The organism is Streptomyces sp. SM18 (assembly GCF_002910775.2).
Taxonomy (GTDB): domain Bacteria; phylum Actinomycetota; class Actinomycetes; order Streptomycetales; family Streptomycetaceae; genus Streptomyces; species Streptomyces halstedii.
Map to the genome: position 1 here is coordinate 2,298,147 of NZ_CP029342.1, position 24,127 is coordinate 2,322,273.

Below are 24,127 nucleotides of genomic sequence, written 5' to 3' on the forward strand. Positions count from 1 at the left end.
GGGGCGTGGAGCGGGGCGGCATGGGCGCGGCGGGCGCGCGGTGCGCGGGCCGGCCGCCGGGGTACGGAGCGGGACGGGGCGGTCGGCCCCGGAGGTGAGCGGTGGTACGGACGGTGATCGAGCGGTGATCACGCCGTGGGGGTCGTGCGGTGGGTCGAACGGTGATCGAGGCGGTGGGTCGGGCCGTGCCGCGCGTAGGTGGTGCGCGGTACGGGGTGTCGGGGCTCGGTAGGAGTGTCGGATGCGCGGCCTCGGACGGAGAGGGGGCGGGAGTCAGGCCGCGTGCGGTGGCCGGCCGGACAGGCAGTGCTCGGCGATCTGCTGGTGGGTGGCGTACCAGACGCCCTCCCGGCCGGCGATGTACCCGAGCAGTTCGTCGAGGACGGTGAGACGGGAGCGGTGGCCGATGATGTGCGGGTGCAGGGTGAGCTGGAAGAGCCCGCCCTCGGCGTACGCGGCGTCGAACTCGTCCTGCCAGACCCGCAGTACGTCGCGGGGCGCGATGTAGGGGCGCAGCGAGGCGAAACGGTCCATCATGAAGTACGGCGCGTCGTCGCGGATCCACTCCACCGGGATCTCCACCACGCCGGTGGTCTCTCCGTCGGCCAGCAGTTCGTACGGCTCGTCGTCGGCCATCAGGGACGAGTCGTAGAGCAGCCCCATCTCCCGGATGATGTCGAGGGTGTTGTCGGAGAAGTCCCACGACGGGGTGCGGATGCCCACCGGGCGGGTTCCGGTCACCCGCTCCAGCGCGTCGGCGCTGCGCAGTTGCAGCTCGCGTTCGTCGGCGGCGGACAGCAGGGTGTTGCGCTCGTGGATCCAGCCGTGCAGCGCCACCTCGTGCCCCGCCGCCACGTACCCCCTGGCCTCCTCGGGGCGCAGCAGGGCGCAGACGGCCGGCATGTAGAAGCTGGCGGGGACGCGGTGGCGGTCCAGCAGCCGGAGGATCTTCGGTACGGCGACGCGGGCTCCGTACTCGCCCTGGGCGAGCTTTCCGGGGCTCGTCTCGCCGTCCCGCAGCGAGGGTGTCTCGTGGTCCGAGTCGAAGGAGACCGCCACCGCGCACCGGGCGCCGCCCGGCCAGCGGTCGGGCAGATGCCCGGGAAGCAGGGGGCGCCCGGCCCGGACCCGGCCGACGTGACGGCGCCAGGTCGGCTCGTCCCATTCCCACGGCTGCTGCTCTGTCGGAGACATCTGGGCTCAACCCTTCCGAGGAGGTGTGGTGCGGCTGGCCGAGGCTGGACCGGCGAAAACCGGCCAGGGCTGGCATACAGCCTCGAAGTTGTGGAACATCATGCTTACGCTCCCTCTCCGGGGGATGAAATCGAAGGAAATCACCGATAGGGCTCCCTCCATGCAGGATTTCGCCAGAGAGGCCGAGCCGGGGCTCGACGAGACGGATCTCGCGCTGGCCCATGCCATGCAGATCGCGCCACGGGCCACCTGGACCGAGCTGGGTGCGGTCCTGGGGCTCAGCCCCGCCACGGCGGCCCGGCGCTGGGGCCGGCTGAGCGAGACGGGCCAGGCGTGGGTGACCGCGACCGGGTCACCGACGCTGTGGCGGTCCTTCTGCAACGCCTTCCTCGACGTGGACTGTGTGCCCTCGCAGCGCCGTGAGGTCGCCCTCGCGCTCGCCCGCGACGCGCGGACCAAGGCGGTGCTCGAACTGACCAGCGGCTGTGACCTGCATGTCAACGTCATCACCCGGGACCTGTCGGCGCTCGCCCGGTTCGCGCTGGACCACGTCAGCCTGCTGCCCGGTGTGCTGAAGGTCGCCACCCAGGTGGGGACGCGCATCTACCAGGCGGGCGACTCATGGCGGCTGAACGCGCTCTCCCGCGCCCAGCGCGAACAGCTCAGACCGGGCGCGCCCGTGACGGAACCCGACGCGCAGCCGGGCCGCCTCCCCGCCGCCGACAGGGAACTGCTGCTCGCGCTCGCCCCCGACGGCCGGCGTACGGTCACCGAGCTGGCCGAGGACACCGGCGCGAGCCACACCGCGACCCGGCGGCGGCTCTCACGGCTGGTGAGCACCGGCGCGGTCTCCTTCCGCTGCGAGATCTCGCAGAACCTCACCGGGTGGCCGGTCACCACGATGCTGCGCGGCCGTGTCCCCTACACCGAACGCAAGGGGGCCGCCGACCAGCTCGCCCGGATGCCCGAGGTCCGCCAGCTGGTCGCCACCAGCGGCAGCGCCAACATCCTCGCCTCGACCTGGCTGCACTCGGTCGACGACGCCCTGGAGCTGGAGGAGCGGATCAGCTCCGCGCTGCCCGGCTTCGAGATCGTCGACCACGCGATCGTGCTGCGTACGGTCAAACGGCAGGGCTGGATCCTCGACTCCCTGGGACGGCGCGCGGAGTGCGTACCCATCGACCCGTGGTTCCGGGACGACGGGCTCCAGACATGACATGGGGCAGGGCCGGGGCAGGTACCGGCTCACGATCCACGGGTGCCCGGCCCGGCGGCCGTCCGTCCGCCTCAGCGCACCAGTATCAGTCCGCATCCGTAGGCCCGTCCGTGCCCCAGCCCCTTCGTCAGGGCGTCCACGAAGCTCTGCGGATGGGTGATGGTGAGCGTGCCCCTGATCTCCGCGCGGACCAGGCGCAGTCCCTTGTGCGGGGCCGGGCTGGAGATCCGGGGGAGCATACGGACGGCCAGGTCGTCGGCCCGGCTGTCGGCGCCCACGCGCGTCACACCGTCCGGGGCGGTGGCCGGTGCACCGGACGGCTGGAGGCGGCGCGCGAACCAGGACTTCACGTGGTCGGGCCGGGTGTGCGCGACCCTGGTGCCCCGGGTCTTCTCGGGGGAACCCGGCGCGGGCGGACGGCTGTACACGGGGTTGACGACGGTACGGAAATCGACCGTGTCCCCTACACCGAAGGTGCGGTCGAGCGTCAGGGTCTCGGGTTCACCGGCGAGGGCCGCCCTCGGCAGCCGGCTCCAGTCACCGGGCACCAGGGACTGCACGACGAGCGAGAGCCGGGCCTCGCGGAGGTTCAGGGTCCACGTGGACAGGACGCCCATCTGGGCCCGGGCGTCGCGGCTGCCGTCGTCCACCCAGCCCCGGAAGCCGCTCATGACGGTCCGGTGCATGTCCTGCGCGTCGATGAGCGACTTGGCCGTGTAGGGGTGCCTGGCGTCCAGGGTGAGCAGGGTGTGCGTGGCGACGAACCTGGCGTCCGGGGTACGGGGTGCTGTCACAGGATGATGTCCCAATCGCGGGCGTGCGGGTCGACGGTGACGCGGGACCGGGTCTCCCAGCGGGCGGCGTGCCGAGGGCCCATGGCGTGGAAGGCCACCGGCTGGTCCATGACCGGGCCGGTACCGGGCACCGGCTGCCGGCTCTCGATCCAGGCCCAGGGACGGTCGTCCCGCGCGGGCCGGGGCGTCTCGGAGGGCGCGGGCAGCAGCGCCACGGCCCCGAAGGCCTCGGCGAGCGTGCCCGGCCGGATCCCGAGGGCGAGCTGGCCCGAGGGCGGGCAGGACTTCCGCCCGAGCCACAGCAGGCGCTTCGGGTGTTCCAGGGCGTGGGCGATCCGCTCCAGCAGCGCCTTCTCCGTGTGCTGGAGACCCACCAGGAAGGCCGCGTCCGCGAGGTACCAGCGCTCGGTGATCAGGGCCTTGCGGCGTATCTCCGCGGAGACGAGGGCGCCGGAGCGCGGATCGGCGGAGATCCTCTTCGGCGCCCCGTACCAGCCCTCCAGTTCATGGTGGCCGAAGGTGCTCCCGTCCCGCGCGTCCACCGACGCGGCGGCCGCGGCGGCCCGCCGGTGGTCGGTGACGAGGTCCCGGGGCCGTAGCGGATACCGTCCGGCGCCGACGGTGTGGTAGTCGCGCACCGGTGTGCCGGGACGGTCGGCGCGCACGCCGAAGAGCAGCGGGGCCAGTTCGGCGAGCGGGTCGCTGCCGGGGTCGTCCGGCGGCGGCTCACGCGGCAGACCGAGCGCGGCGGCGCACATCCCGATCACACCCGACTTGGTGGGCCTGCTGTGCGTGTCGCGCCGCCAGAACCGGCCGGCCACACCCCAGGACTGGAGCGGTGCGGCGAGCCGGACCAGCAGCACATGGTTCACGGCGTCAGCTCCTCGATCGCCGTCACAGAGGTCACCCCGGCCCCGCCCGCCTCGCCGAACTCCTTGAGCACGGCGTCGACCTGCGGGTCGTACGTCAGGACCCGGGCGGACGTCAGGTCGGGGCGTCGCTCGCCGACGAAGGCGTGGTGGCGCAGCAGTCTGCGGACCGCCGCCGGACCGGCCGGGCCCTCGCCGCCCGCCGCGACGGGTGTCTCGTCGACGGGGAGCTGGAAGGCGGCGGCGTAGTTGTAGGGCCGCTCCCCTTCGAACGCGAGGACGAGGGCGGGGAGCGAGCCGGTGGAGGCCGTGGAGTTCTTCTTGGCCTCGGGGAACGCCTCCACGAACGCGTTGACGAACTCCTTCTCGGCGTCGAGCGCCGTCTCCGCCGCCTCCGCCTCGGTCATCCCGGCGGCACGGAGGTTGTTCACCAACTGCCTGCGGTCGAGGACGGCGTGGCGGTAGAACGTGCCGGAGATCAGCGACTGGTAGCCGGTCATCCCGGCTCCGGCGTCGTCGGCTGAGTCCAGGAAGTCCAGGGCGTTCCGCTTCCGGTGGAGTTTGGCGTCGTCGGCGGCCGCGTAGAAGTCGTCGACCTGTTCCGCCTCGTGGACGGTGAAGGCGTGTCCGCTCTGGACGGCCCCGTCCACGTTCGGTGAGTCCGCGATCTCGGCCAGGAAGCGGCCGTACAGCGCGATGTCGATGGCGTCGCGCGGTGCGAGGGCGAACAGCACGGCGTCGCGGTGCTCCTTGGGCAGAGGCGGAAGCGGCACGGCCGCGGCGGCTTCCTCCGGTTCCGGTCCGGTCTTCCGGGCGCCCTTGCGCGCGGACTTCTTCGTGGCCTCGGCCTGGGCCCGGAGATAGCCGTCCCGCCAGTCGCGCAGCTCTTCGGCGTGTTCGGCGACATGGGCGGCGATCCGTACACCGGTGTCCGCCGGGGCGAAGAGGAGCACCTTGGTCAGATGGGCGACCGTCTTCTTGTTGGGGTCGCCGAACTTCAGGCCGGTGGCCTCGATCACCGCGCGGGCGGTGACGAGAGCTTCGTCCCGGTCCCAGCCGTGGTCGTCCGCCAGCGACGCGGCGGTGATCAGCGCCCATTCGCGGGTGCGCAGGCCGGTGCTCCGGCCGGCCAGGGCGCCGACACCGGCGTTGGCCCGGTCACGCGCGTGCACCCGTTCCGCCCGGCGGCGTGCCTGGCTGCTGATCATGTGCCGTTCGGCACCGCCGTAGACCAGGCTTTTCGGCGAGCCGTTTTCATTCCGGACGGGGAGCACGGCGACCAGCGTCTCCAGCACGTGCAGGGAGAGGAACTGGTGTCGGGGGGCCTCGGTCACGTACTCGCGTCCTTCCGCGTCGGCTGCTTGGTCGTTCCGGTGCGGCTGTCGGCCGCGCTCCGGCCGGGCGCGCCGGCTCGGCTCCGCGTGGGCGGCTGGTGGAAGTCAACGGTCCACTCGTAGGCGATCCGCGCCTTGCGGTCGTGCCACCGGGCCAGGTCCTCGGTGAGCTGGGCCCAGGAGGGCGGCGGCTGTTCGCAGGACCGCAGCCGGGTGACCGTGTGCTGGAGGTGGCGCCAAGGGATACGGCGGCTGGCGACCACCCGTGAGAGCAGCCGCTGCGCACCGGGGTCGTCGGGCCCCCGCCCCCTGCTGTCCCCGATCATGCGGGCCGCCGCGCCGAGGCTGCCCTTGCCCCGTGACGGGACGGGCCTGCCCTGGTGGTAGACGCCGAAGAGGAACGCGACCTTCTCGTAGATCTCGCGGTGCTCCTCCGGGGCGTACCAGCCGGCGCGGATATGGGAGTCGGTCGGCCTGGTGCGGCGCAGTTCGGCGAGCTTTCCGTACTCGCGGTTGTGTACGAGGCTCATGAGCCAGGCCGTGAGCTGTTCACCGCCCGGCCGGTCCGTGGTGGACTCCGCCCATTCGGTCATAGGTACGTCTCCCCTCGGAGTTCTGCGGGAGCCTTCGCGGCGGCCATGTCCTGGCCGAAGCGGTGTTCGGCACGCGCGCGGGCGAGCAGCCCCTTCTCGTCGTGCGGGAGGGCGTCGAGCCGGTGCTTGAGGAAGTCGTCCGCCTTGAGGTGGAGTTCGGCGGCGTAGTCGAGCAGGGCGAGGGGTACGTCGTCACCCCGGACCGTCGCGTCGAGCAGCCACCGGAAGGGGTCCTCCGCGGCCGGCCAGAACTCCTGCCGGGCGTCGAAGCGGGCCATCTGCGCGCCCCGGTCGGTGGGTTTCGGGTTCGGGTAGACGATCTTCCAGGCCGCGTACGCCGCGCGTTCCAGGGCCCGCGCCACGTACTCGGCGATCTCCGAGCCGCGCCGGGACGCCGTGCACAGGGCCTCCCCCTGGCTCGGTGCGTACGGGAAGTGGCCCTCGGTCCAGGTGGACGCCAGGGTCTTGTCGGCGAGGAGCCCGACGGCCCAGAGGACGCAGGGCGGACCTTCGCCGTCCTGCGGGAAGGAGAGATTCCGCAGCCGCCCGAAGACGCCCTTCGTCTCCCTGGTCGCCGCAGTGTAGAGCGCGTGCGCCTCACGCCACAGGGCGCGGGTGGGTGATGGCCAGAGCGGCTTGCGGTGATTGTTCAGCTTCTTGTGGAAGACGGCGTCCTCAAGGTCGCGCTCGGGGTCGAGGTCGAGGAGTTCACCGGCCCCGATCAGCACCCGGTCGACGTGGACGGGCTCGCCCGGCGCCGCCGGCACGGGCCGCAGCAACACGGAACGGCCGAGGTAACTGTGCAGGTCGGCGGGGCCGGAGGTGCGGCGCCCCGATGGCTTCGTCTCAAATTCACGGCGCGGATTCTCTTGGGTGGTCCACGAATGGTTGAAGTGCCCCCGCACTCCCCCTGTGGCGGGGTAGAGGTTCAGCCGCAACGTGTCCCCGACCGTGCGGCCCTGGACCACGACCTTGATACGGCCCTGGAGACGCCCAGCGGCGAGGTTGGTCAGGGTGGGGCCGAGCGTCTTGCCGGAGATCCGGGCTCGGCCCGACAACCCGTAGACGTGCTGGGCGAGCAACGCCCGGAAGGCCTCGGCTGCCGGGAGGGGAACGGGGTGTTCGAGGTGGTGGTGGTCGAAGAACTGGCTGTAGTCACCGACCCGTTCGAGGACGAGCTGTGCGGGGCCCGTACTGTCTTCGTCGAACTGACCTCTCAATTCGGCGTTCTGCGCGAGGGGATGTTCCCGGTGGAACAAATCCCATGCGTCGTCGGGCTCATCGACCAGCCACTTCGCGACCTCATCAAGTGGGTGTTCCTCGACGACCCAGGCCTGCCACTCCTCGTCGGACGAGGGGAAGGTTTCGGAGGCGAAGCAGAGGGCTAGCAGGTACTCGATCACAGCGACCCCCTCACCCGGTGTCGGGCAGAAGAGGGCACTCAACTCGTCTGCCCGACGCAGTACTTCGACCAACGACAGCTCGGCTGTCACGCCTTTGAGGGAGACGACGGGCACACAGGGCTGATACCGGGGGTCCCAGGAGGGACGCCGCTCAACTGGAGCACGGACTTCGGGCAAGACTCGGCAACCACTCTCGTCAGCGGAACGCATACCGGGACATGTGGACGCTAGCAGTAAGTACGTTGGCCCGTACGGGGCTTGGAGGATCACCCCGGGCACTCGGAGGTGTACGCGCGCGCCGGGCGCGCACGCCGAGTGCCCCTGCGGCGAGACCGTCCCGGCCGCACCACCACCTACCCCCGCCGCCGGCGTCGCAGCAGGATGGTCAGGGTGGCCCTGGCGTCCCGGCGGATCTCCGGGGCCGGGGACAGGACCGAGGTGAGGGCGACCGCGGCGAGGACCGCCGTGTACGCCGTGGCGCCGGCGGCGGCCAGGGTCGCGGCGTCCAGGAGGGCGGGGAGCAGGGGCATGGGATTGGTCCTTCCGGTCGGTGCTCGGCGTAGGGCCGCCGAGTGGTCTCACCTTGGCCGGTCAGGCGGGGGACAAACGATGGGGTACCCCCCACGATTTCTCATGTATCCGCAGGTCAGCGAGGCATGATTTCTTTGGGGAGGCACGGTGGGGGACGTGGAGCAGCCCGGCCGGGAAGCGTGCGTGGAGTTCGGCCGCATGCTGAGAGAGCTGTGGGCGAGGGCGGAGGCGGTGTCGGGGGAGACCGGCTTCACGGCACGGGTGGCGGCCGCCGGCACCGACGTCGGTGTGCAGACGATCCGGAACTGGCACCGGGGAAGAACAGCCCCTCTGCGTACCAACACGGAGGATGTGCGGCGGCTGGTGGTCTCCCTTCGGCAGGCTGCCGGGGAGAGCGGCGGGTTCGACGAGGAGTGGGCGCGGGCGCTCGAAGCCGCCCAGCAGGAGGCTGAAGGCCGCCGTGGGGCTTCCGCGCAGCGCCGAGAGACCGCGCTCTTCATGCGGCGACTGCGCGCCGAGAAGTATCTGGAGAAGCCCCTCGACGGCCGCGCCACCGAGCTGCGGACCGTGGACGCGTTCCTGAGTTCGAACGACGCCTCGCCCCTCTACCTCTGGTGCCAAGGGCCACCGATGGCGGGGAAGTCGGCCCTCCTGGGCCGAGTGGCGCAGCACGTGCGGGCGACCAAGAAGTTCGATGTCGTGGGCTACTTCGTCTCCGAGGCGGACGGCTGGGATCTGGACACGGACTTCACGTCGGTGATGGCAGGACAGTTGGCCCACCTCCTGTCCGTCAACGGCGAGAAGGCTCCGGCCACCACCGGGACGGTCCCGCCCGCCGGACTCCAGAAGCTCTACCGTCTCGCCGCGCAGCGCTCCGCGCGCAGAGGCCGCCGGCTGGTCGTCGTGGTGGACGGGCTGCACGAGGACGCCGCGTGGCGGGGCGGGGTTCCGGAGGACCTGCGGCCCCGCGCCAGCATCGCGTCCCTGCTCCCCGACGCGACATGCGGTGTGCCCCTCGGGCCCCGGAGGCGGTACGGAAAGAGAGCGATCCGCGTCATCCTCACGAGCCGCCCCGCTGCGGCGCCGCCGGCCGACGTGCCTGCCGAACACCCGTTACGGGGAGAGGATTCCGTGCTCCGGATGTCCCTGTCGCCGTATCTGGCGCAGGACGGTGAGCATGACCCGGCGGAAGGGCTGGACCGCCTGCGCGGCTCCGAGCCGGGGCGCACCGTGCTGGGCCTGCTCGCCGTCGCGGGGGCCGGCCTGGGCGCATCGGACCTGGCCGAGCTGACGGACGCGGGCCCCGTCGAGATCGAGGGATTGCTCGAACGCGCGTGGGGCCACGGTCTCGTACCGGACGGCACCGGCTCCGGCGGATACCTCTTCGCCGACGAAGAGCTGCGGCACGCCGTGTGGGAGGAGAGCGGTCCGGGCCTGCGCGCTGGGTACTCCCGGCGGCTGCACGCCTGGGCCGAGTCCTGGCACACCGGCGAGCGGTCCGGGCCGCTGCCCCGCTACCTTCTGTCGCACTATCCGCACCAGCTCTGTGAAGGCGAGCGCCTTGAGCGCGTGGTGCTCGATCCGCACCGTCAGTTGAGGATGGTGGCGGCGGGACGGCTCGACGAGGCGCTGGCACAACTGGACCTCCTGCCCCAGGCGGAGGGCGGTGACCTCGGGGTGGCCGCGCGGGCGGCTCTCTCCCGGTCCGTGCTGACCGGCCGGGCCCGACCGGTACCGATGGAGTTCCCCGCGCTCTTCGCGCACGCCGGAGACGCGAACCGGGCCCGGGAGCTGGCCCTTTCGGCGCCCGGGGTTGCGGCCAAGGCGTTACGGCTGGCCAACGTGGCACTGGCACTCACCGGCACCGAGACCGCGGAGGCCGCTCGGGAAGCCGCCGCGTGGGCGGCGCGCGCCACTGCCGCCGTGGGGTCGGTGGCGGAGTCGGACCCGCTCCTGGAGGAACTGGCTCGGGTGGGCCACACGTTCCTTGCGGAGGGGCAGGCCGAGGCGGGGCGGGCGATCCTGCGTGCCGTCGTGCCCTGTGAGGCCGTGGGCTGGACAGGCAGGGTCAAGGCGGCGAGGGCCCTCGGTCCGGAGCGGGCCGACTGGCTCGCCGGGGTCGCGCGGTACGCGTCGTCGCTGGCCGAAGGCGGATTCGCGGAACAGGCCGAGGCGCTGGAGATCTGGGAGCAGTTGGGACGGCACGACACTGCGTTCCGGGACCTCGTGGAGGCGTTCTGCGCCGAGCTGTCCCCCGCGTCGGACCTGATGCACGTGGATCTGGTTGCCCTCGGGGTGACCGCCCTGTCATGGCATCGGTTCGGTATGGGGAGCACGTTGATCGGAGAGGCGGAGCAGGCACTGCGCCGCGCCTTCACCGATCGTGGAGTGCTTTCCCCCGCCGACCGGGCCCATCTGGACCTCGAACTGTCCACCACCCTGGTACGCGTCGTGCAGGCCTTCTACAACGTGGGCAGGCCTGCGGGTGCACAGAAGCTCCTGGACGCGGTTCCGGTCGAGTTGTGCCGAGACGTCCTTGACGAGGACGTCACGGCACAGGCCCGTACGGTGACGTCACGCTCCACCGGCCGGCAGGCGGAGGAAGAGGCCGAGGCGGAAAGAACCAAGGAGAAGAGCGGGGACGACGAGTTCGCCGACATCCAGGCGGCGTTGAAGGCCCATCCCGTGCATGGCCGGCAGCTCCTCACGGAGGCCTTCGCCCGCTGGGAGGGTCACGCGTCGAGCGTGGGCGCCCACGGGTGGGGGCTTCCGCTGGCCGGGGCGCTCGCCTCCATCGGCCACGCGGAGGACGCGGTACGGCTCGCGGTCCGCTCGCCCGATCCCGCCGACCGGGCGGGCAGCCTGGCCGTCGTGTCGATGGGCTGCGCGGCGGGCGGACACCTCACAGAGGCCCTGCGATACGCCCAGGAGGCGGCCGAGTCGGCCACGGACGTCCCCGACCCGGCGGTACGCGGTCTCGTGGCGCAGGCGTTCGCGCACACCGGAGCCACCGAGCCGGCGGAGACCTGGTCGGGCCGGGAGGACCTGAGCGGCATGAGGCGCGAGCAGGTCCTGCGGTCGCGGGCCGCCGTGGCCGTGGGTCTCGCCCCGTACGATCCCGAGGCGGCCGCCCGGATCGTCGGGGAGCAGCTGGTGGGGGTCGACCGGATGGCCCAGATGTGGGGCCGGGACCGGCACCTCACCCGGATCGCGGGCCTCCTGCTCGCCCTGCCCGACCCCCGGCGGCCGGGCCCCGCCCTGAGTGCGGCGCTGCGGGCCCTGTGCGCACGCCCGGAGGAGGACATCCGGGGCCGGGACCCGCACGCCGTGCTGGTCCACGGGCTGCTCGAAGCGGCCCGGTCGGCGCACGGGACCGATCTCGACGTTCCGGAGCTGGGCGGGAAACTGGCCCAGTGGGAGCGGTACATGGCGGCGACCCCTCTGCCCCACGGGGTGTTCCCCTTCGCCGAACTGGCCGTCCTGTACGCCTTCCGGGGCGATGTCCCGGCGGCGCGGGAGACGGCGGAGCGAGCGGGGACGCCGGGCAGGCGGGCGGCGGCCCTGGCCGCGGTGGCGACGTATCTCGCCGGTGTCCCGGTGACCGTCCCGGCGGCGGACGGCTGGGCGGCGCAGGACACCTCGGTACTCGGCTTCCTCTCGCTGGCGTACGCCCTCGGCGCGGACGCGACCCGCGACGAGCGGGAGGCCCGCCGTCTCGTACGGGAGGTGCTGGCGGGCGAGCACTGGCGGTACGCCCTCCCGCTGCTGCCCCGGCTCGCCCCGGAGGCGCTGTCCCCGCTCGCGGAATCGGCCCTCGTACACACCCTCGGCACGATCGACACGGCTGGGGAGGGTGCGAGGGACGGACGGTGACGGGGGACAGGCCCTCGGACGGAAGGACAAGAGGGCGCGGGAGGACAGGCGTGCGGCGCGGGGCCTCGGTTCGTGCCGCACGCCCGACCCGTGCCGTCGTGCCGTGTCGCGGCTCGGGGGCCTCTACCAGCCGGCCTTCGCGGTGTCGTAGGCCTTGCGGCAGTCGGCGTTGGTGGCCTGCGTGGCGAGCTTCTGCATGGAGTTCTTCCAGACCTTCTTGGCCACCTTCTCCAGCTCCCGGGTCTGGGCGGGGACGTTGGGGGCGTACTTCTTGATGGTCGCCAGGGCGGACGTGGCGAACTTGTTGCACGCGGGCCCGGCGGCGTTCTGGTAGCGGGTGTCCAGGTCGGTGGCGACCGCCTGGCCGTTCTTGGTGGCCCAGGTGTTCCAGGCCGCGCACGCCTCCTGGGTGAACGCCGCCTGGTCGGCGTCGCTCAGCCCCAGGACCTCGCCGAGCAGGGCGTTCTTGGCCTTCTCGGGCACCTCGAAGTTCTGGACGGGGAACTTGTCCAGGCTCTCCAGCAGCGCTTCCTGACACGCGGGCGGCAGCGGGGCGGCCTGGGCCGTCGAGGGCAGGGCCAGGGCGGAGGCGGAGACGAGAGCCGCGGTGACGACCGTGCTCCGGACCGTACGCGAAAGGATCATGAGGATGGTGCTCCTTCTGTGAAGAATGTGGGGTTCGGGCGCATGCCGGCGCCTGGCTACTGAACGATCACCGGCTCCCGCAGGACACGGCCGGATGGCGCGGCGATCCTGGGCGTGCCACGGTCTCGCTCACATGTGCGCTGCCTGCTCCAGGTCTCCCACGGCCCGCTCCCACAACTCGGGCAGCGACTCCCCCAGGGGAAGGGCCCGGTCGGCCACGAAGGACACCTCCGCCCAGCCGCCGAAGAACGACAGGCCCACCGCGAACAGATGGCCGGGCACGACCAGGGGAAGCAGGGCGGTGCCGGTGACCTGGGTGTCCCCCAGGCTGCCCTGGTCGGCCAAGGGCATGGACGTGGCCATGACGTCGGTGACACGGGGGGAGAGCATCCCTCGCATGTACCACTCGGTCGGACGGGCCGGCATGAAGCGGACCAGGTCCTGGATCCCCTGCCGCCACACCCGGCCCCTCAGCTTCCGGGTACTCGCCACGACGTGCTCCAGGCGCCACAGGGGCAGGTTGCCTTCCGCCGGGCCCTGCGGGCGCCCCGGGGCAGCCGCCCGCACCGGCGACGACTCCGACGGCGGCTCCAACGGCAGTTCCAGCGGCAGAGCGAAGCAGCGGTTGCCCCAGGTCTGTTCCTCGTCGGGACGGCGCGCGTCGAAAGGCACCAGCGCGGTCACCCGTGGAAGGGCCACGCCTGACCGTTCCGACCAGTCCGCCAACGCCCCCGCGAGCGCCGCCAGATGGACGTCGTGGCCCGACCCGCCGTGCGCCGCGCCGATCCGGCGGAGCGTGTCCGCCCGCACCCGGCCCCGCCACAACTGCCGCTCTCCCGTGGGCACGAAGGGGAGGGCCGGACGGCGGCGCCGGACGACGAGTGCCCCGGCCATGAACCTCACGGTCAGTCCGAGGGCCGCGCCCACCCGGCGGGGCAGATCGGCCGGACGGCCCTTCTCCGGCACCGGACGACCCGAGGGCTCGCCCTCGCCCAGCAGGGAACGGAAGGTGAGCGCGGCCGCCGCACCGTCCTGGCAGGCGTGGTGGAAGCGGTAGCACACGGCGTATGTGTCCGGCGGCCCGTGAACCAGCCAGACACCCCAGTAGGTCCCGGGTGCGAACGGCGCGTTGAGGGCGCTGTCCAGGGCGGCTTCCCACCCTCCGGGCCCGTCCGCGACCGCCTCGTGGACGTGCTGGTCGAGGGCGAAGCCCGCGTCCGGCCTCCACCGGGGGCGCCGGGAGCCGCCCTCGACCCGACTGGTCAGCAGGGGCAGCCGGGACAGGTGGAACCCCACGTACGCGCGGAAGTCCGCCAGGCTCGGCGGCGGACCGCTCAGATAGGCGACGCCCCCGGCTTCCCAGCGGACGTCGGGGCGGCGGCGCTCCATGCTGAGGAAGGCGCGGTCGACCGAGTGGGTGCGCTGACCGGGGACGGCCTGCGCTGACGCGACGGACACGGGCATCGAGGGCTCCAGTTCGTGCCGGGGAGTACGGGGATCGGGGAGGGAAGAGGGAAAGGAGACGGGAGGCAAACGGGAAGGACGGGCGGCTGGGTGGACCTGGCCCGGGTTCGAGAGGGCCCGGGGGCGAGGGGGACGGAGGCGGTCCGCGGGGGCCCTCCCGGCTCCACGGTCCCGCTGGAAGCCCGCACGATCGATCGATCAATCGATGGCGGTGGGTCTCAGGATCCGGCCCGCGTCGGACCGGACGGTTTATACCGGGCCGTGGTGATCAGCCGTACGCTCCCGGAGAGCGGCCCGGCGTGGCCGTGACCTCGTTCCGGGCGCCCCGCCGCCCGCCAACTCCCGGTCACGACACCACAGGTCCGACCCTCCGCCTTCCCCTCCGCCGCCGGGCACCGACTGCGGGATCACCCGAAATGGCTACGGCCCGCCGGGCCCCTCGTACGCGCACGGCAGCCCGCGTCGTGTCCGTACCCTCCAGGCCCCCGGCCTGCGAGGGGCCCCGGACCGCTGTCACGGGTACCGGCGGACGTAATCCGTTCAGGTGAGGCGGGGGAATCCTGGGCCCCGACACCGCCCGCCGTCTGACACTCTGTGCCTTGCGTCGGCGGTCACCGGGCCCGGGGGAGGGCCTGAGGAACCCCCGGCGCGGCTGGAGGACCCGGAGTCCCGGCCCGTGCCCGCCAGTGGGGACCGGCCGGACGAACCAGGCCGTACGCGGCGGGACCCGCCGGGTGTCACGCCGTGCCGCGCGACGGCGGACGCGGTCCTCTCCCCCGGCCACCCACCGCGACAGGCCGATCCCGGCCCTCGTGCGCGGCCACCCTTCCCGTCCGCCCGAAGCCCGTGCCCCTCCGCCGACACCTCACCTTCGTCTCTCCCGTAGCCCGTTCCCGTCCCTGTCCCTGTTCCTGTCCCTTCCGAATGCCCTGGGAGCCATGGTTGTGCCTGTCGCCCTCACCGGCGCCACCGGATTCCTCGGACTCCGCCTGTTACGTCAACTGCTCGCCGTGCACCGGTCGGTGACGGTCCTGGCCCATGCCGGTTCGGGTGACGCGCTGCACCGCATCACCCGGTTCTTCGAACTGAGCGGCGCCCCGGGCCCGGTCGTCTCCGAACTCCCGCACCGCGTACGGGTGGTGGAGACCGACCTGGAGCGGCCCCGGCTGGGACTGTCCGCCCCCGCCTTCCAGGAGCTGGCCGACGGACTCGACGCGCTCTGGCACAGCGCGGGCAGCATCAATCTGGAGGGCGATCTCCCCCAGCTGCGCCGGACCAATGTGGACGGCACCCGGCGCGTACTGGAGCTGGCCGCCGCCGGGCGCCGCAAGCCGGTCGTCCACCACGTGAGCACGGCCTTCGTGGCCGGGGCCCGGCGTGACGGTGTGGCCTACGAGGACGAGTTGGACGACGCGTCCGGTTTCGAGAACGCCTACGAACGCTCCAAGTACGAGGCGGAGAAGCTCGTCCACGCGTGGTCGCGGGAGCACGGCCGCCCGGTGGTGGTGCTGCGTCCGAGCATCCTGGTCACGGACCTGCCCCCGCATCCGGACCTCCCCTCGCACCCGCTCCAGGTCATCGAACGGATCCTGAGCGACGTCCGGCGCACGGCCGGTCCGGAGCACAAAAGTCAGGAGCACGAGAGTCAGAAGCACGGGAACCCGGCGGTCCGCCGCCCCCACGGCCCCGGTCACCCAGGCCTCCGCGCGACCGTCCCCCGCCCCCGCGTCCGGCTGGTGGGTCAGCCGGACGGACGGCTGAACCTCACGCAGGTCGAACACGCGGCCGAGGTCATGGTGCGGCTGGCGGGCCGTACCCCCTCGGGCGGTGTGGACACCTACCACGTCGTCCACGACCGTGACGTGCCCGTACGGACGGTGGTGGCCCTGCTGGAAGGGCTGTCGGGGATCTCGATCGACCTCGTCGCCACCAAGCCCGACACCCCGTCGGCGCTGGAGGCGCCGCTCGACTTCTACCCCGGCATGACGGCCTACCTCGGCCACCGCCGGCGCTTCGACGACACCCGGGTCAGGACCCTGCTGGGGCCTTCGGCGGTCTCCGCCCCGGTGGACCTCGGCTATCTGTGGTCCGGCCTGGGCCCCGAGGAGCCCGTACCCGCCCCGGCGCCACCACCCGCGTCCCCGGCCACCGTTCCGTCCGACCGGTACGCCTGATCCCGGCCCCTGCCCCGGCCCCGGTCGCCGCCCCCCTCCGTAGACGTCCTCTCCCCCCGCTGGAGCACCCTCCGTGTCCGTCCTCGCCGCTCCCGACTCCGCCACCGCGTGCCCGCCGGTCTTCTCGCCCGAGGGGATCGCCGCCCTCGCCCGGCGGATCCGGGAACCCGTCCACGTCGTCAGCGGGCCGAGCGGCCGGGAGCTGGGGCTCGCGACCGGGCCGGTGCCCCGTGCCCGGGTGCTCGGTACGCTGCCGCCGCTGTACCCCGAGTGGCTCGGCGGGCGCGCCTTCTGCGAGGCGCATGGCATCCGATTCCCTTACGTCGTGGGCGAGATGGCGAACGGCATCGCCACCACCCGGATGGTGTCCGCGACCGCCCGTGCCGAGATGCTCGGGTTCTTCGGAGCCGGCGGTCTGGCGTACCCCGAGGTCGAGCGGGCCGTGCACACGCTCGCCGACGAGCTGCGCTCCACCCCGAACTGGGGCGTGAACCTCATCCACTCCCCGGCCGAACCGGCGCTGGAACTCCGGGTCGCGGAGCTGCTACTGCGCTGCGGTGTGCCCCGGATCTCCGCCTCGGCGTTCATGGAGCTGACCCCGGCCGTCGTGCTGTGCTCGGTGCGGGGCCTGCGCCGGGGCGCCGACGGCGGGATCGTCCGTGGTGCACGGCTGTTCGCCAAGGTCTCCCGTCCCGAGGTGGCCGAACGGTTCCTCTCGCCCGCCCCGGCCGCCCTGCTGGATGCCCTGGTCGCCCAGGGGCGGCTGACGCCCGGGGAGGCGGGCCTCGCGGCCCTGGTGCCGGTCGCCGAGGACATCACCGTGGAGGCGGACAGCGGAGGGCACACCGACAACCGGCCGTTGTCGGTCCTGCTGCCGAGGATCGCCCTGCTGCGCGACACGCTCTGCCGGCGGTTCGGCTACCGGCGGCCGGTCCGGCTCGGCGCGGCGGGCGGTCTGGGCACGCCGGACGCGGTGGCCTCCGCCTTCGCCCTCGGCGCGTCGTACGTGGTGGTCGGCTCGGTGAACCAGACGGCCGTCGAGGCGGGCCTGTCCGACGAGGCCAAGGCGATGCTCTGCGACGCGGACGTCGCCGATGTGGCCATGGCTCCCGCGGCGGACATGTTCGAGCTGGGCGTCACGCTGCAAGTCCTGTCCCGGGGAACCCTGTTCGCCCGGCGGGCGGCCCGGCTCCACACGGCGTACCGGGAGCACGGCTCGCTGGAGGAGATCCCGCCCGCGTCCCGCGCCTCGATCGAACGGGAGGTGCTGCGGGCCCCGTTCGACGAGGTCTGGCAGCGCGTCCGCGCGTTCTGGGAACGCCGAGACCCCTCGGAGATCACACGTGCGGAGGCCGACCCCAAGCACCGTATGGCCCTGGTCTTCCGCTGGTACCTCGGCAGCTCCAGCCGGTGGGCGATCACCGGGGAGACGGCCCGGCGCGCCGACTACCAGATCTGGTGCGGTCCGGCCATGGGCGCGTTCAACCGGTGGGTGGCGGGGTCGTTCCTGGCGGACCCGGCGAACCGGTCCGTCACGCAGATCGCCCTCAATCTGCTCGAAGGCGCCGCCGTGCTCACCCGTGCCCATCAACTGCGTACCTACGGAGTGCCGTTGACGTCCGAAGCGTTCGCCTTCGCCCCGTGCGAGCTGGCATGAGCGGCCCCGGCGCCCCGCAGACGCCCCCGACCGTCGTCCGGCCCCGAGGAGAGACCGTGTCCGTCACCCCCCAGCAGGTGCCCGTCGCCGTGGTCGGTGTCGGTGCCCTGGCGCCCGGCGCGACGGACCCCGCCGCGTTCTGGCGGGCCGTGACCGGCGGCCGGGACCTGATCACCGAGGTGCCGCCGTCCCGCTGGCGGGTGGAGGACCACTACGACCCGGACCCGGCGGCCCCCGACAAGACGTACGCCCGCCGGGGCGCGTTCCTGCCGGAGGTCGACTTCGACCCGATGGCCTACGGGGTGCCGCCCGCCAACCTGTCCACGACGGATACCTCCCAGCTCCTCGCCCTGATGGTCGCCGACCAGGTGCTGGCCGACACCGGCGGGCTGTCGGGCGTGGACCGGGGCCGGGTCGGGGTGGTCCTGGGGGCGGCCGCCCTGGAGCTGCTTCCGCACATGTACGGGCGGGCCCAACGACCGGTCTGGCTCAAGGCGTTGCGCGAGAGCGGGATGGGCGAGGACGAGGCGCGGGCCGTGTGCGACCGCATCTCGGCGCACTACGTCCCGTGGCGGGAGTCGTCCTTCCCCGGGCTGCTCGGCAACGTGGTCGCGGGCCGCATCGCCAACCGGTTCGACCTGCACGGCGTCAACCACACCACCGACGCCGCCTGCGCCAGCTCCCTGGCCGCGCTGTCCACGGCGGTCGGTGAACTGGCCCTCGGCCGGGCCGACCTGGTGATCAGCGGCGGTGTGGACACCGGCAACGGCGTGGGGATGTTCCTGTGCTTCTCCAAGACCCCGGCCCTGTCCCCCAGCGGTGACTGCCGGCCGTTCTCCGAGGCGGCGGACGGCACGATGCTGGGCGAAGCGGTCATCATGTACGCGCTGAAGCGGCTGTCCGACGCGGAACGGGACGGCGACCGGGTGCACGCGGTGATCCGGGGCATCGGCACCTCGTCGGACGGGCGCGGCCCGGCGATCTACGCGCCTCTGCCCGAGGGGCAGGCCCGTGCCCTGCGGCGCGCGTACGAGCAGGCGGGCTACGGTCCGGACACCGTCGAGCTGGTCGAGGCGCACGGGACGGGCACCAAGGCCGGGGACGCGGCCGAACTCGCCGCCCTGCGGCAGGTGTTCGGCACCCCCGCGGGCACGGACGGGCCGTGGTGCGCGATCGGGTCGGTCAAGTCGCAGATCGGTCACACCAAGTGCGCGGCCGGGGCGGCGGGGCTGCTGAAGGCGGTCATGGCGCTGCACCACAAGGTGCTGCCGCCCACCATCAAGGTGGACCGCCCCAGCACGGCGGTCACCGCCCCGGACAGTCCGTTCTACGTCAACACCGAGGCCCGCCCCTGGGTGCGGCCCGACGACCATCCGCGCCGCGCCTCCGTGTCGAGTTTCGGTTTCGGGGGCAGCAACTTCCACGTCACGCTGGAGGAGTACGTGCCGCCCGCCGGAGCTCCCGGCCGTACGGCACCGCGCCATCGCACCGCCCCGAGCGAACTCGTCCTGTTCAGCGGGGCGTCACCGGAGGCCCTGGAGGCCCCGGACACCACCGGCGGACGTCCGCTGGCCGCGCTCGCGCGGGAGAGCCACCGCGCGTTCTCGCCCGCCGACCCGGTGCGGCTGGCGGTCGTCGCCACGGACACCGACGACCTGCGGGAGAAGTACGCGCAGGCCCTCGCGCTGATCCGGCGGCGGCCCGGCACCGCGTTCTCGACGCCCACCGGGGTCCGGTACGCCTCCGGGACCCCGGCGCCCGGCCGTATCGGCTTCCTGTTCCCGGGCCAGGGCGCCCAGTACGTCGGCATGGGTGCCGATCTGGCGATGCTGTCCCCGGGCGCCCAGGCCGTGTGGGACCGGCTGGGCGCTACCGGCTTCGACGGACACCCCCTGCACCGGGTGGTGTTCCCGCCGCCCGCCTTCACCGAGGAGGAGCACGCGGACCGGCGGGCACGGCTGGCCGCCACGGAATGGGCGCAGCCGGCCCTCGCGGTGCACGCCCTCGCGCTGCTGGAGGTGGTACGGGGGCTGGGGCTGCGGCCGGACTGTGTGGCGGGCCACAGCTTCGGTGAACTGGTGGCGCTGCACTGCGCGGGTGTCCTGGACGCCGGGGCGCTGGTCGGTCTGGCCCGCAGGCGCGGTGAGCTGATGCGGGACGCGGCCGCCACCCCGGGCGCGATGCTGGCCGTGGCGGCGGACCGTGAGCGGGTGACGGCGGTCCTCGCGGACGGGCGGTTCGGTGACCTGTGGCCGGCCAATTTCAACTCCCCGCTCCAGGTGGTGCTGTCCGGGACGGCCGAGGCGGTCGGACGCGCCGAGCGGGCGTTCGCGGCCGAGGGCGTCGGCACGCGCCGGCTGGACACCTCGGCCGCCTTCCACAGCCCGCTGGTCGCCCCGGCCGGTGACCCGCTCGCCGCCTACCTGGACACCGTCCCGCTGACGGGGCCCCGGATCGACGTCTACGGGAACGCGGACGCGGCCCCGTATCCGTCCGCGCCCGACGAAGTGCGCCGCCGGATCACGTCCCACCTCGCCTCGCCGGTGCTCTTCCAGGACCAGGTGGAGGCGATGTACGCGGCGGGGGTGCGGACCTTCGTCGAGGTCGGCGCGGGTGCGTCGCTGACCGGCCTGGTCGGGCAGATCCTCGGCGACCGTGAGCACGCGGCCGTCCCCCTGGACCGGCCGGGCCGGTCCGCCACCGTCCCCCTGCACACCGCGCTCGGCGAGCTGGCGGTGCGCGGTGTCCCCCTCGATCTCGACCACCTCTGGGCGCCGTACGCCGTGCCCGGGACCCCAGCGAAGGAGCGCGAGCCCCGGATGACCGTGAAGATCAGCGGAGCCAACTACGGTCAGCTCTACCCGCCGCCCGCCGGAGCCGCCGCCCCACCGCCGCCCGAGCCCGCCCCCGCGCCCCCCACCGGGCATGCACCGGCGCTCAGCTACCCGGCGGTCTCCACGCCCTCGTACGCCCCCGCGCCCACCCACGCCCCGGAGCCGCCGGCGTACGAACCGACGCACGGCCACACGCCTGAGGCCGCGTACGCCCACGCATCCGAGCCCGCGTACGCCCACGAACCGGACCGCGCGTACGCCCACGCATCCGAACCCGCGTACGCCCCTGACTCCGCGCCCGCGTGCGACCAGGTGACCGAGCCCGGGGCCGTCGCCGGTTCCGGCTGGTACGGCGCGGTCGAGAGCGTGCAGCGGCAGACGGCCGAGGCCCACGCGGCCTGCCAACGCATGCTGACCGAGAGCCACATGGCCTTTCTGCGGATGACCGAGAACACCCTGGCCGCGATGCTCGGCGCACACGGCGGCGGCCACGGTGATGTCCACGTCGGTCTTCATGGCGGTCTTCACGTCGGCGCGGAGCACGTCGGCGCGGAGCACGTCGGCGCTGTCCCCGGCAGCCGTGGCCAGGGAGACGGGGCGTACGGCGCGGTCGGGCCACACGAGGCGGGCGGCGCGCTCGACGCCCCGGCTCCCCCGGTGCCGCTGCCGCTCCCCCGCCCGTCGTCCCCCCGCCGGGCACCGGCACCCCCGCCCGCGCTCGGCACCGCCGTACGGGCCACGGCCTCCGGGTCCGCTGCCGCCGAACGACGTTCCGGGCCGACGCCGTACACCCCGGACGGCGGATCCCCGGCGGACGCCCTGGGGCAGGCACCGGCCCCGGAACCGGCCCCGGAACCGGCCCCCGAACCGGCCCCGGCCGCCGGTTCCGCGCCGCTGTCGGCCGCCGAGCTGGAGGAGTTACTTCTCTCGGTGGTGGCCCAACTCACCGGCTACCCCACGGAGATGCTCCACATGGACATGGAACTGGAGGCGGATCTGGGGGTCGATTCCATCAAGCGGGTGGAGATCCTCTCCGCCGTACGCCGACAGGTGGGCGACCTGGCGACGGAGGACGTCGGGCGGTTGGGCAAGCTCCGCACCCTGCGCGAGATCGTCGAGGCGCTCACCGAGGCCGCCGGTGCGGCGCCGTCCGAGTCCCCCGCCCGGGAGATCTCCACCGCCCCGGACATCCCCACCGCCCCGGAGATCCCCACCACCCCGGACATCCCCACCAGGCGCACCGTGTCCGGGCGGCAGGAGGCGACGGCGCTCACCAGGCTGGTACCCCGCACCGTGGAGGCGCCCGCGTCCGGGCTGATGACAGCGGGGCTCCTCGACGGGCCGGTCGTGGTCACCGGAGAAGGCCCGGACGGTGCCGGGATCACCGGCCTCGTCGCGCACAAGCTGGCGGCCCACGGCATCGACGCCACCGCCCTGGCCGAGGTGCCCCAGGACGCGCGTGCCGTCGTCCACCTCGGCGGCCTGACGGCGAGCGGCGCGCCGGACGAGGCGCGGGAGGTGCACCGGTCGGTGTTCCGGGCGGCGCGTGCCGTGGCGGCAGGGGCGGCCGGGCAGGGCGGGCTGTTCGTGACGGTGCAGGACACCGGGGGCGACTTCGGGCTCGGCGGCCACGCGCCCGGCCGGGCCTGGCTGGGCGGTGTCGCCGGTCTGACCAGGACCGCGGCGAAGGAGTGGCCCGGCGCGTCCGTCAAGGCCGTCGACTGCGAGCGGGGCGGCCGGGGCGACGAGGCGGTCGCCGAGGCGATCGTGCGTGAACTGCTGTACGGCGGACCGGAGTCGGAGGTGGGGCTGCGCGCGGACGGCAGCCGTACGGCGCCCCGGGTGGTGCCGGCGCCGTGGGTGCCCGGCGACCGGGCGCGCCTCGGCTCCGCATCGGTGGTCGTGGCCACCGGAGGGGCCCGCGGGGTGACCGCCGCCGCGCTGCTGGAGCTGGCGAGGGCCCACCGCCCCCGGATCGTCCTGCTCGGCAGGACCGCACCGGCCCCCGAGCCCGCCGGGCTCGCGGCGGCCACCGACGAACCGGCGCTCACCCGGCTGCTCGCGGAGCGCTCCACCGGGGACGCGGCCGCCTCGCCTGCCCGGATCGCGGCGCGGGCCCGGGAGATCCTGGCCGCGCGCGAGGTACGGGCGACGCTGGCCGCGCTGGAGGCGGCGGGCTCCGCCGCCCGCTACGTCCAGGTGGACGCCCGCGACGGCGAGGCGCTCGCCGCCGCGCTGCGCGACGTACGGGAGGAGTGGGGGCCGGTCACCGGGCTCGTGCACGGCGCGGGGGTGCTCGCCGACAAGCGGATCGCCGACAAGGGCGACGAGGGGTTCGAGCAGGTGGTGTCCACCAAGGTGGACGGTCTGCGGGCGCTGCTGGCCGCGACGGCGGGCGACCCGCTGGAGGTGATCTGCCTCTTCTCCTCGGTGGCCGCCGTGTTCGGCAACGAGGGGCAGGCCGACTACGCCCTGGCCAACGAGGTACTCAATCAGGTGGCCTCCGCCGAACAGGCCCGCCGGCCCGGCTGCCTGGTGCGTTCCGTGGCCTGGGGCCCGTGGCACGGAGGGATGGTCACGCCCGCCCTCGCCGGGCACTTCGGCCGGTCCGGGGTGCCGCTCATCCCCCTGGAGCGAGGGGTGGCCGCCTTCACCGCCGAGTTGGACGGGGCGCCCGGTGAGGCGCGCGTCGTGCTGGTGGCCGGTGACGGTCCGGCGGCCCTGTCCCCGGCCGGCGGTCCGCGCCCGGCCGAGATCCTGGTCCGGGCGGACACCCTGCCGCAGTTGGCCGACCACGCGCCCGCCGGAGTCCCCGTGCTGCCCGTGGCGATGGTCCTGAACTGGTTCGCGGGGGCGGGCGCCGCCTGGCGTCCGGGCGCGGGTCCGCTCGTCCTGCGCGATCTGCGGGTGTACCGGAGGTTCGCCCTGCCGGAACTCGCCGGCGCGGGCCACCGGCTCACCGTGCACGGCTCCCGGAGCACGACCGGATCGCCGTCCGGACTGGAGGCGGAGCTGCGCGGCGAGGACGGCGTGGTCCACTTCCGGGCCGAGGTGGACACCGATGCCACGGCTCCGGACCCGGCCGCGTGGGGCAGCCCGGACGGCCTGAAGCCGCTCGGACGCGACGCGTGGTACGACGGGCACCTCCTCTTCCACGGCCCCCGGTTCCACGCCGTGCGGACCGTGCGCGGTGTGTCGGAGCACGGCGCCGAGGCCACGGTCGCCGGCCTGCGGTTCCTGGGCTGGGCGGACGGCCACGGGCCGCTGGACCCGGCCGCCGTGGACGGCGCGCTCCAACTCGCCCTGGTCTGGGCACGGGACGTCCTCGGCGAGGCGACACTGCCGATGGCGGTCGCCGAGTGCAGGGTGCACCGGCGCGGTCCGGTGGACGGCACCGTGCGGTGTGTGGTGCGCGGGCGGAAGGCGCACGGCACGGGGGCGCGTTGCGACGCGGCGCTGATCGCCCCCGACGGGTCCGTACGTCTGGAACTGCTCGGCGTGGAACTCGTCCGCCGCCCCTCCTGAGACCCCGGCGACCGCCCTTCC

Annotated in this window: 14 protein-coding genes; 5 read left to right on the plus strand and 9 right to left on the minus strand. The window is 73.7% G+C overall.

Annotation, left to right across the window (positions count from 1 at the left end; all coding sequences use genetic code 11):
- Positions 1 to 273 precede the first annotated feature (273 nt).
- Positions 274 to 1,194: a polysaccharide deacetylase gene (locus B9S64_RS10225; RefSeq protein WP_103492962.1), complete on the minus strand. Its 921-nt coding sequence runs from the start codon at positions 1,192 to 1,194 to the stop codon at positions 274 to 276.
- Positions 1,195 to 1,354: 160 nt separating this feature from the next.
- Here B9S64_RS10225 and B9S64_RS10230 point away from each other — a divergent pair, with 160 nt between their 5' ends.
- The gene (locus tag B9S64_RS10230) at positions 1,355 to 2,410 is read left to right on the plus strand and encodes an Lrp/AsnC family transcriptional regulator (RefSeq protein ID WP_181012411.1); all 1,056 of its coding nucleotides are present in this window, start codon (positions 1,355 to 1,357) and stop codon (positions 2,408 to 2,410) included.
- 71 nt (positions 2,411 to 2,481) lie between these two features.
- Here the strand turns inward: B9S64_RS10230 and B9S64_RS10235 are convergent, their stop codons facing one another.
- From B9S64_RS10235 to B9S64_RS34425, 6 genes are all read right to left on the minus strand, one after another.
- Positions 2,482 to 3,204, minus strand: a complete 723-nt coding sequence (locus tag B9S64_RS10235) for a type I-E CRISPR-associated protein Cas6/Cse3/CasE (RefSeq protein ID WP_103492960.1) — start codon at positions 3,202 to 3,204, stop codon at positions 2,482 to 2,484.
- Positions 3,201 to 4,076, minus strand: a complete 876-nt coding sequence (gene cas5e / locus B9S64_RS10240) for a type I-E CRISPR-associated protein Cas5/CasD (protein ID WP_103492959.1) — start codon at positions 4,074 to 4,076, stop codon at positions 3,201 to 3,203. Before cas5e ends, B9S64_RS10235 begins: the two co-directional genes overlap by 4 nt.
- On the minus strand, positions 4,073 to 5,407 hold the full coding sequence (locus B9S64_RS10245; protein ID WP_103492958.1) for a type I-E CRISPR-associated protein Cas7/Cse4/CasC: 1,335 nt from the start codon (positions 5,405 to 5,407) through the stop codon (positions 4,073 to 4,075). Before B9S64_RS10245 ends, cas5e begins: the two co-directional genes overlap by 4 nt.
- Positions 5,404 to 6,000, minus strand: a complete 597-nt coding sequence (gene casB, locus B9S64_RS10250; RefSeq protein WP_103492957.1) for a type I-E CRISPR-associated protein Cse2/CasB — start codon at positions 5,998 to 6,000, stop codon at positions 5,404 to 5,406. The genes B9S64_RS10245 and casB overlap by 4 nt, the downstream gene beginning before the upstream one ends.
- Positions 5,997 to 7,613, minus strand: coding sequence for a type I-E CRISPR-associated protein Cse1/CasA (locus tag B9S64_RS10255; RefSeq protein ID WP_103492956.1), 1,617 nt, complete (start codon positions 7,611 to 7,613; stop codon positions 5,997 to 5,999). The genes casB and B9S64_RS10255 overlap by 4 nt, the downstream gene beginning before the upstream one ends.
- A gap of 143 nt (positions 7,614 to 7,756) precedes the next feature.
- Positions 7,757 to 7,933, minus strand: coding sequence for a hypothetical protein (locus tag B9S64_RS34425; RefSeq protein ID WP_176712133.1), 177 nt, complete (start codon positions 7,931 to 7,933; stop codon positions 7,757 to 7,759).
- A gap of 157 nt (positions 7,934 to 8,090) precedes the next feature.
- Here B9S64_RS34425 and B9S64_RS10260 point away from each other — a divergent pair, with 157 nt between their 5' ends.
- Positions 8,091 to 11,807 (plus strand): hypothetical protein, encoded by a 3,717-nt coding sequence (locus B9S64_RS10260; RefSeq protein ID WP_146060165.1) that lies wholly within the window; start codon positions 8,091 to 8,093, stop codon positions 11,805 to 11,807.
- 123 nt (positions 11,808 to 11,930) lie between these two features.
- Here the strand turns inward: B9S64_RS10260 and B9S64_RS10265 are convergent, their stop codons facing one another.
- Both B9S64_RS10265 and B9S64_RS10270 read right to left on the minus strand, forming a co-directional pair.
- Complete coding sequence (locus tag B9S64_RS10265; protein ID WP_103492954.1) at positions 11,931 to 12,452, minus strand: hypothetical protein; 522 nt, start codon at positions 12,450 to 12,452, stop codon at positions 11,931 to 11,933.
- A 129-nt stretch (positions 12,453 to 12,581) separates the two neighbouring features.
- Entirely contained in the window at positions 12,582 to 13,916 is a 1,335-nt protein-coding gene (locus tag B9S64_RS10270; protein WP_103492953.1) for a wax ester/triacylglycerol synthase domain-containing protein, read from the minus strand.
- Between the two features lie 938 nt (positions 13,917 to 14,854).
- Between B9S64_RS10270 and B9S64_RS10275 the strand changes: the two genes are divergently transcribed.
- The 3 genes from B9S64_RS10275 to B9S64_RS10285 all read left to right on the plus strand — a co-directional run bounded on the left by B9S64_RS10275 (position 14,855) and on the right by B9S64_RS10285 (position 24,106).
- Complete coding sequence (locus B9S64_RS10275; protein ID WP_103492952.1) at positions 14,855 to 16,090, plus strand: SDR family oxidoreductase; 1,236 nt, start codon at positions 14,855 to 14,857, stop codon at positions 16,088 to 16,090.
- A gap of 73 nt (positions 16,091 to 16,163) precedes the next feature.
- A complete protein-coding gene (locus B9S64_RS10280; protein WP_103492951.1) occupies positions 16,164 to 17,747 on the plus strand; it encodes a PfaD family polyunsaturated fatty acid/polyketide biosynthesis protein in 1,584 nt (527 codons plus the stop codon).
- Complete coding sequence (locus B9S64_RS10285; RefSeq protein WP_109492027.1) at positions 17,744 to 24,106, plus strand: type I polyketide synthase; 6,363 nt, start codon at positions 17,744 to 17,746, stop codon at positions 24,104 to 24,106. The genes B9S64_RS10280 and B9S64_RS10285 overlap by 4 nt, the downstream gene beginning before the upstream one ends.
- The last annotated feature ends 21 nt before the right edge of the window (positions 24,107 to 24,127 follow it).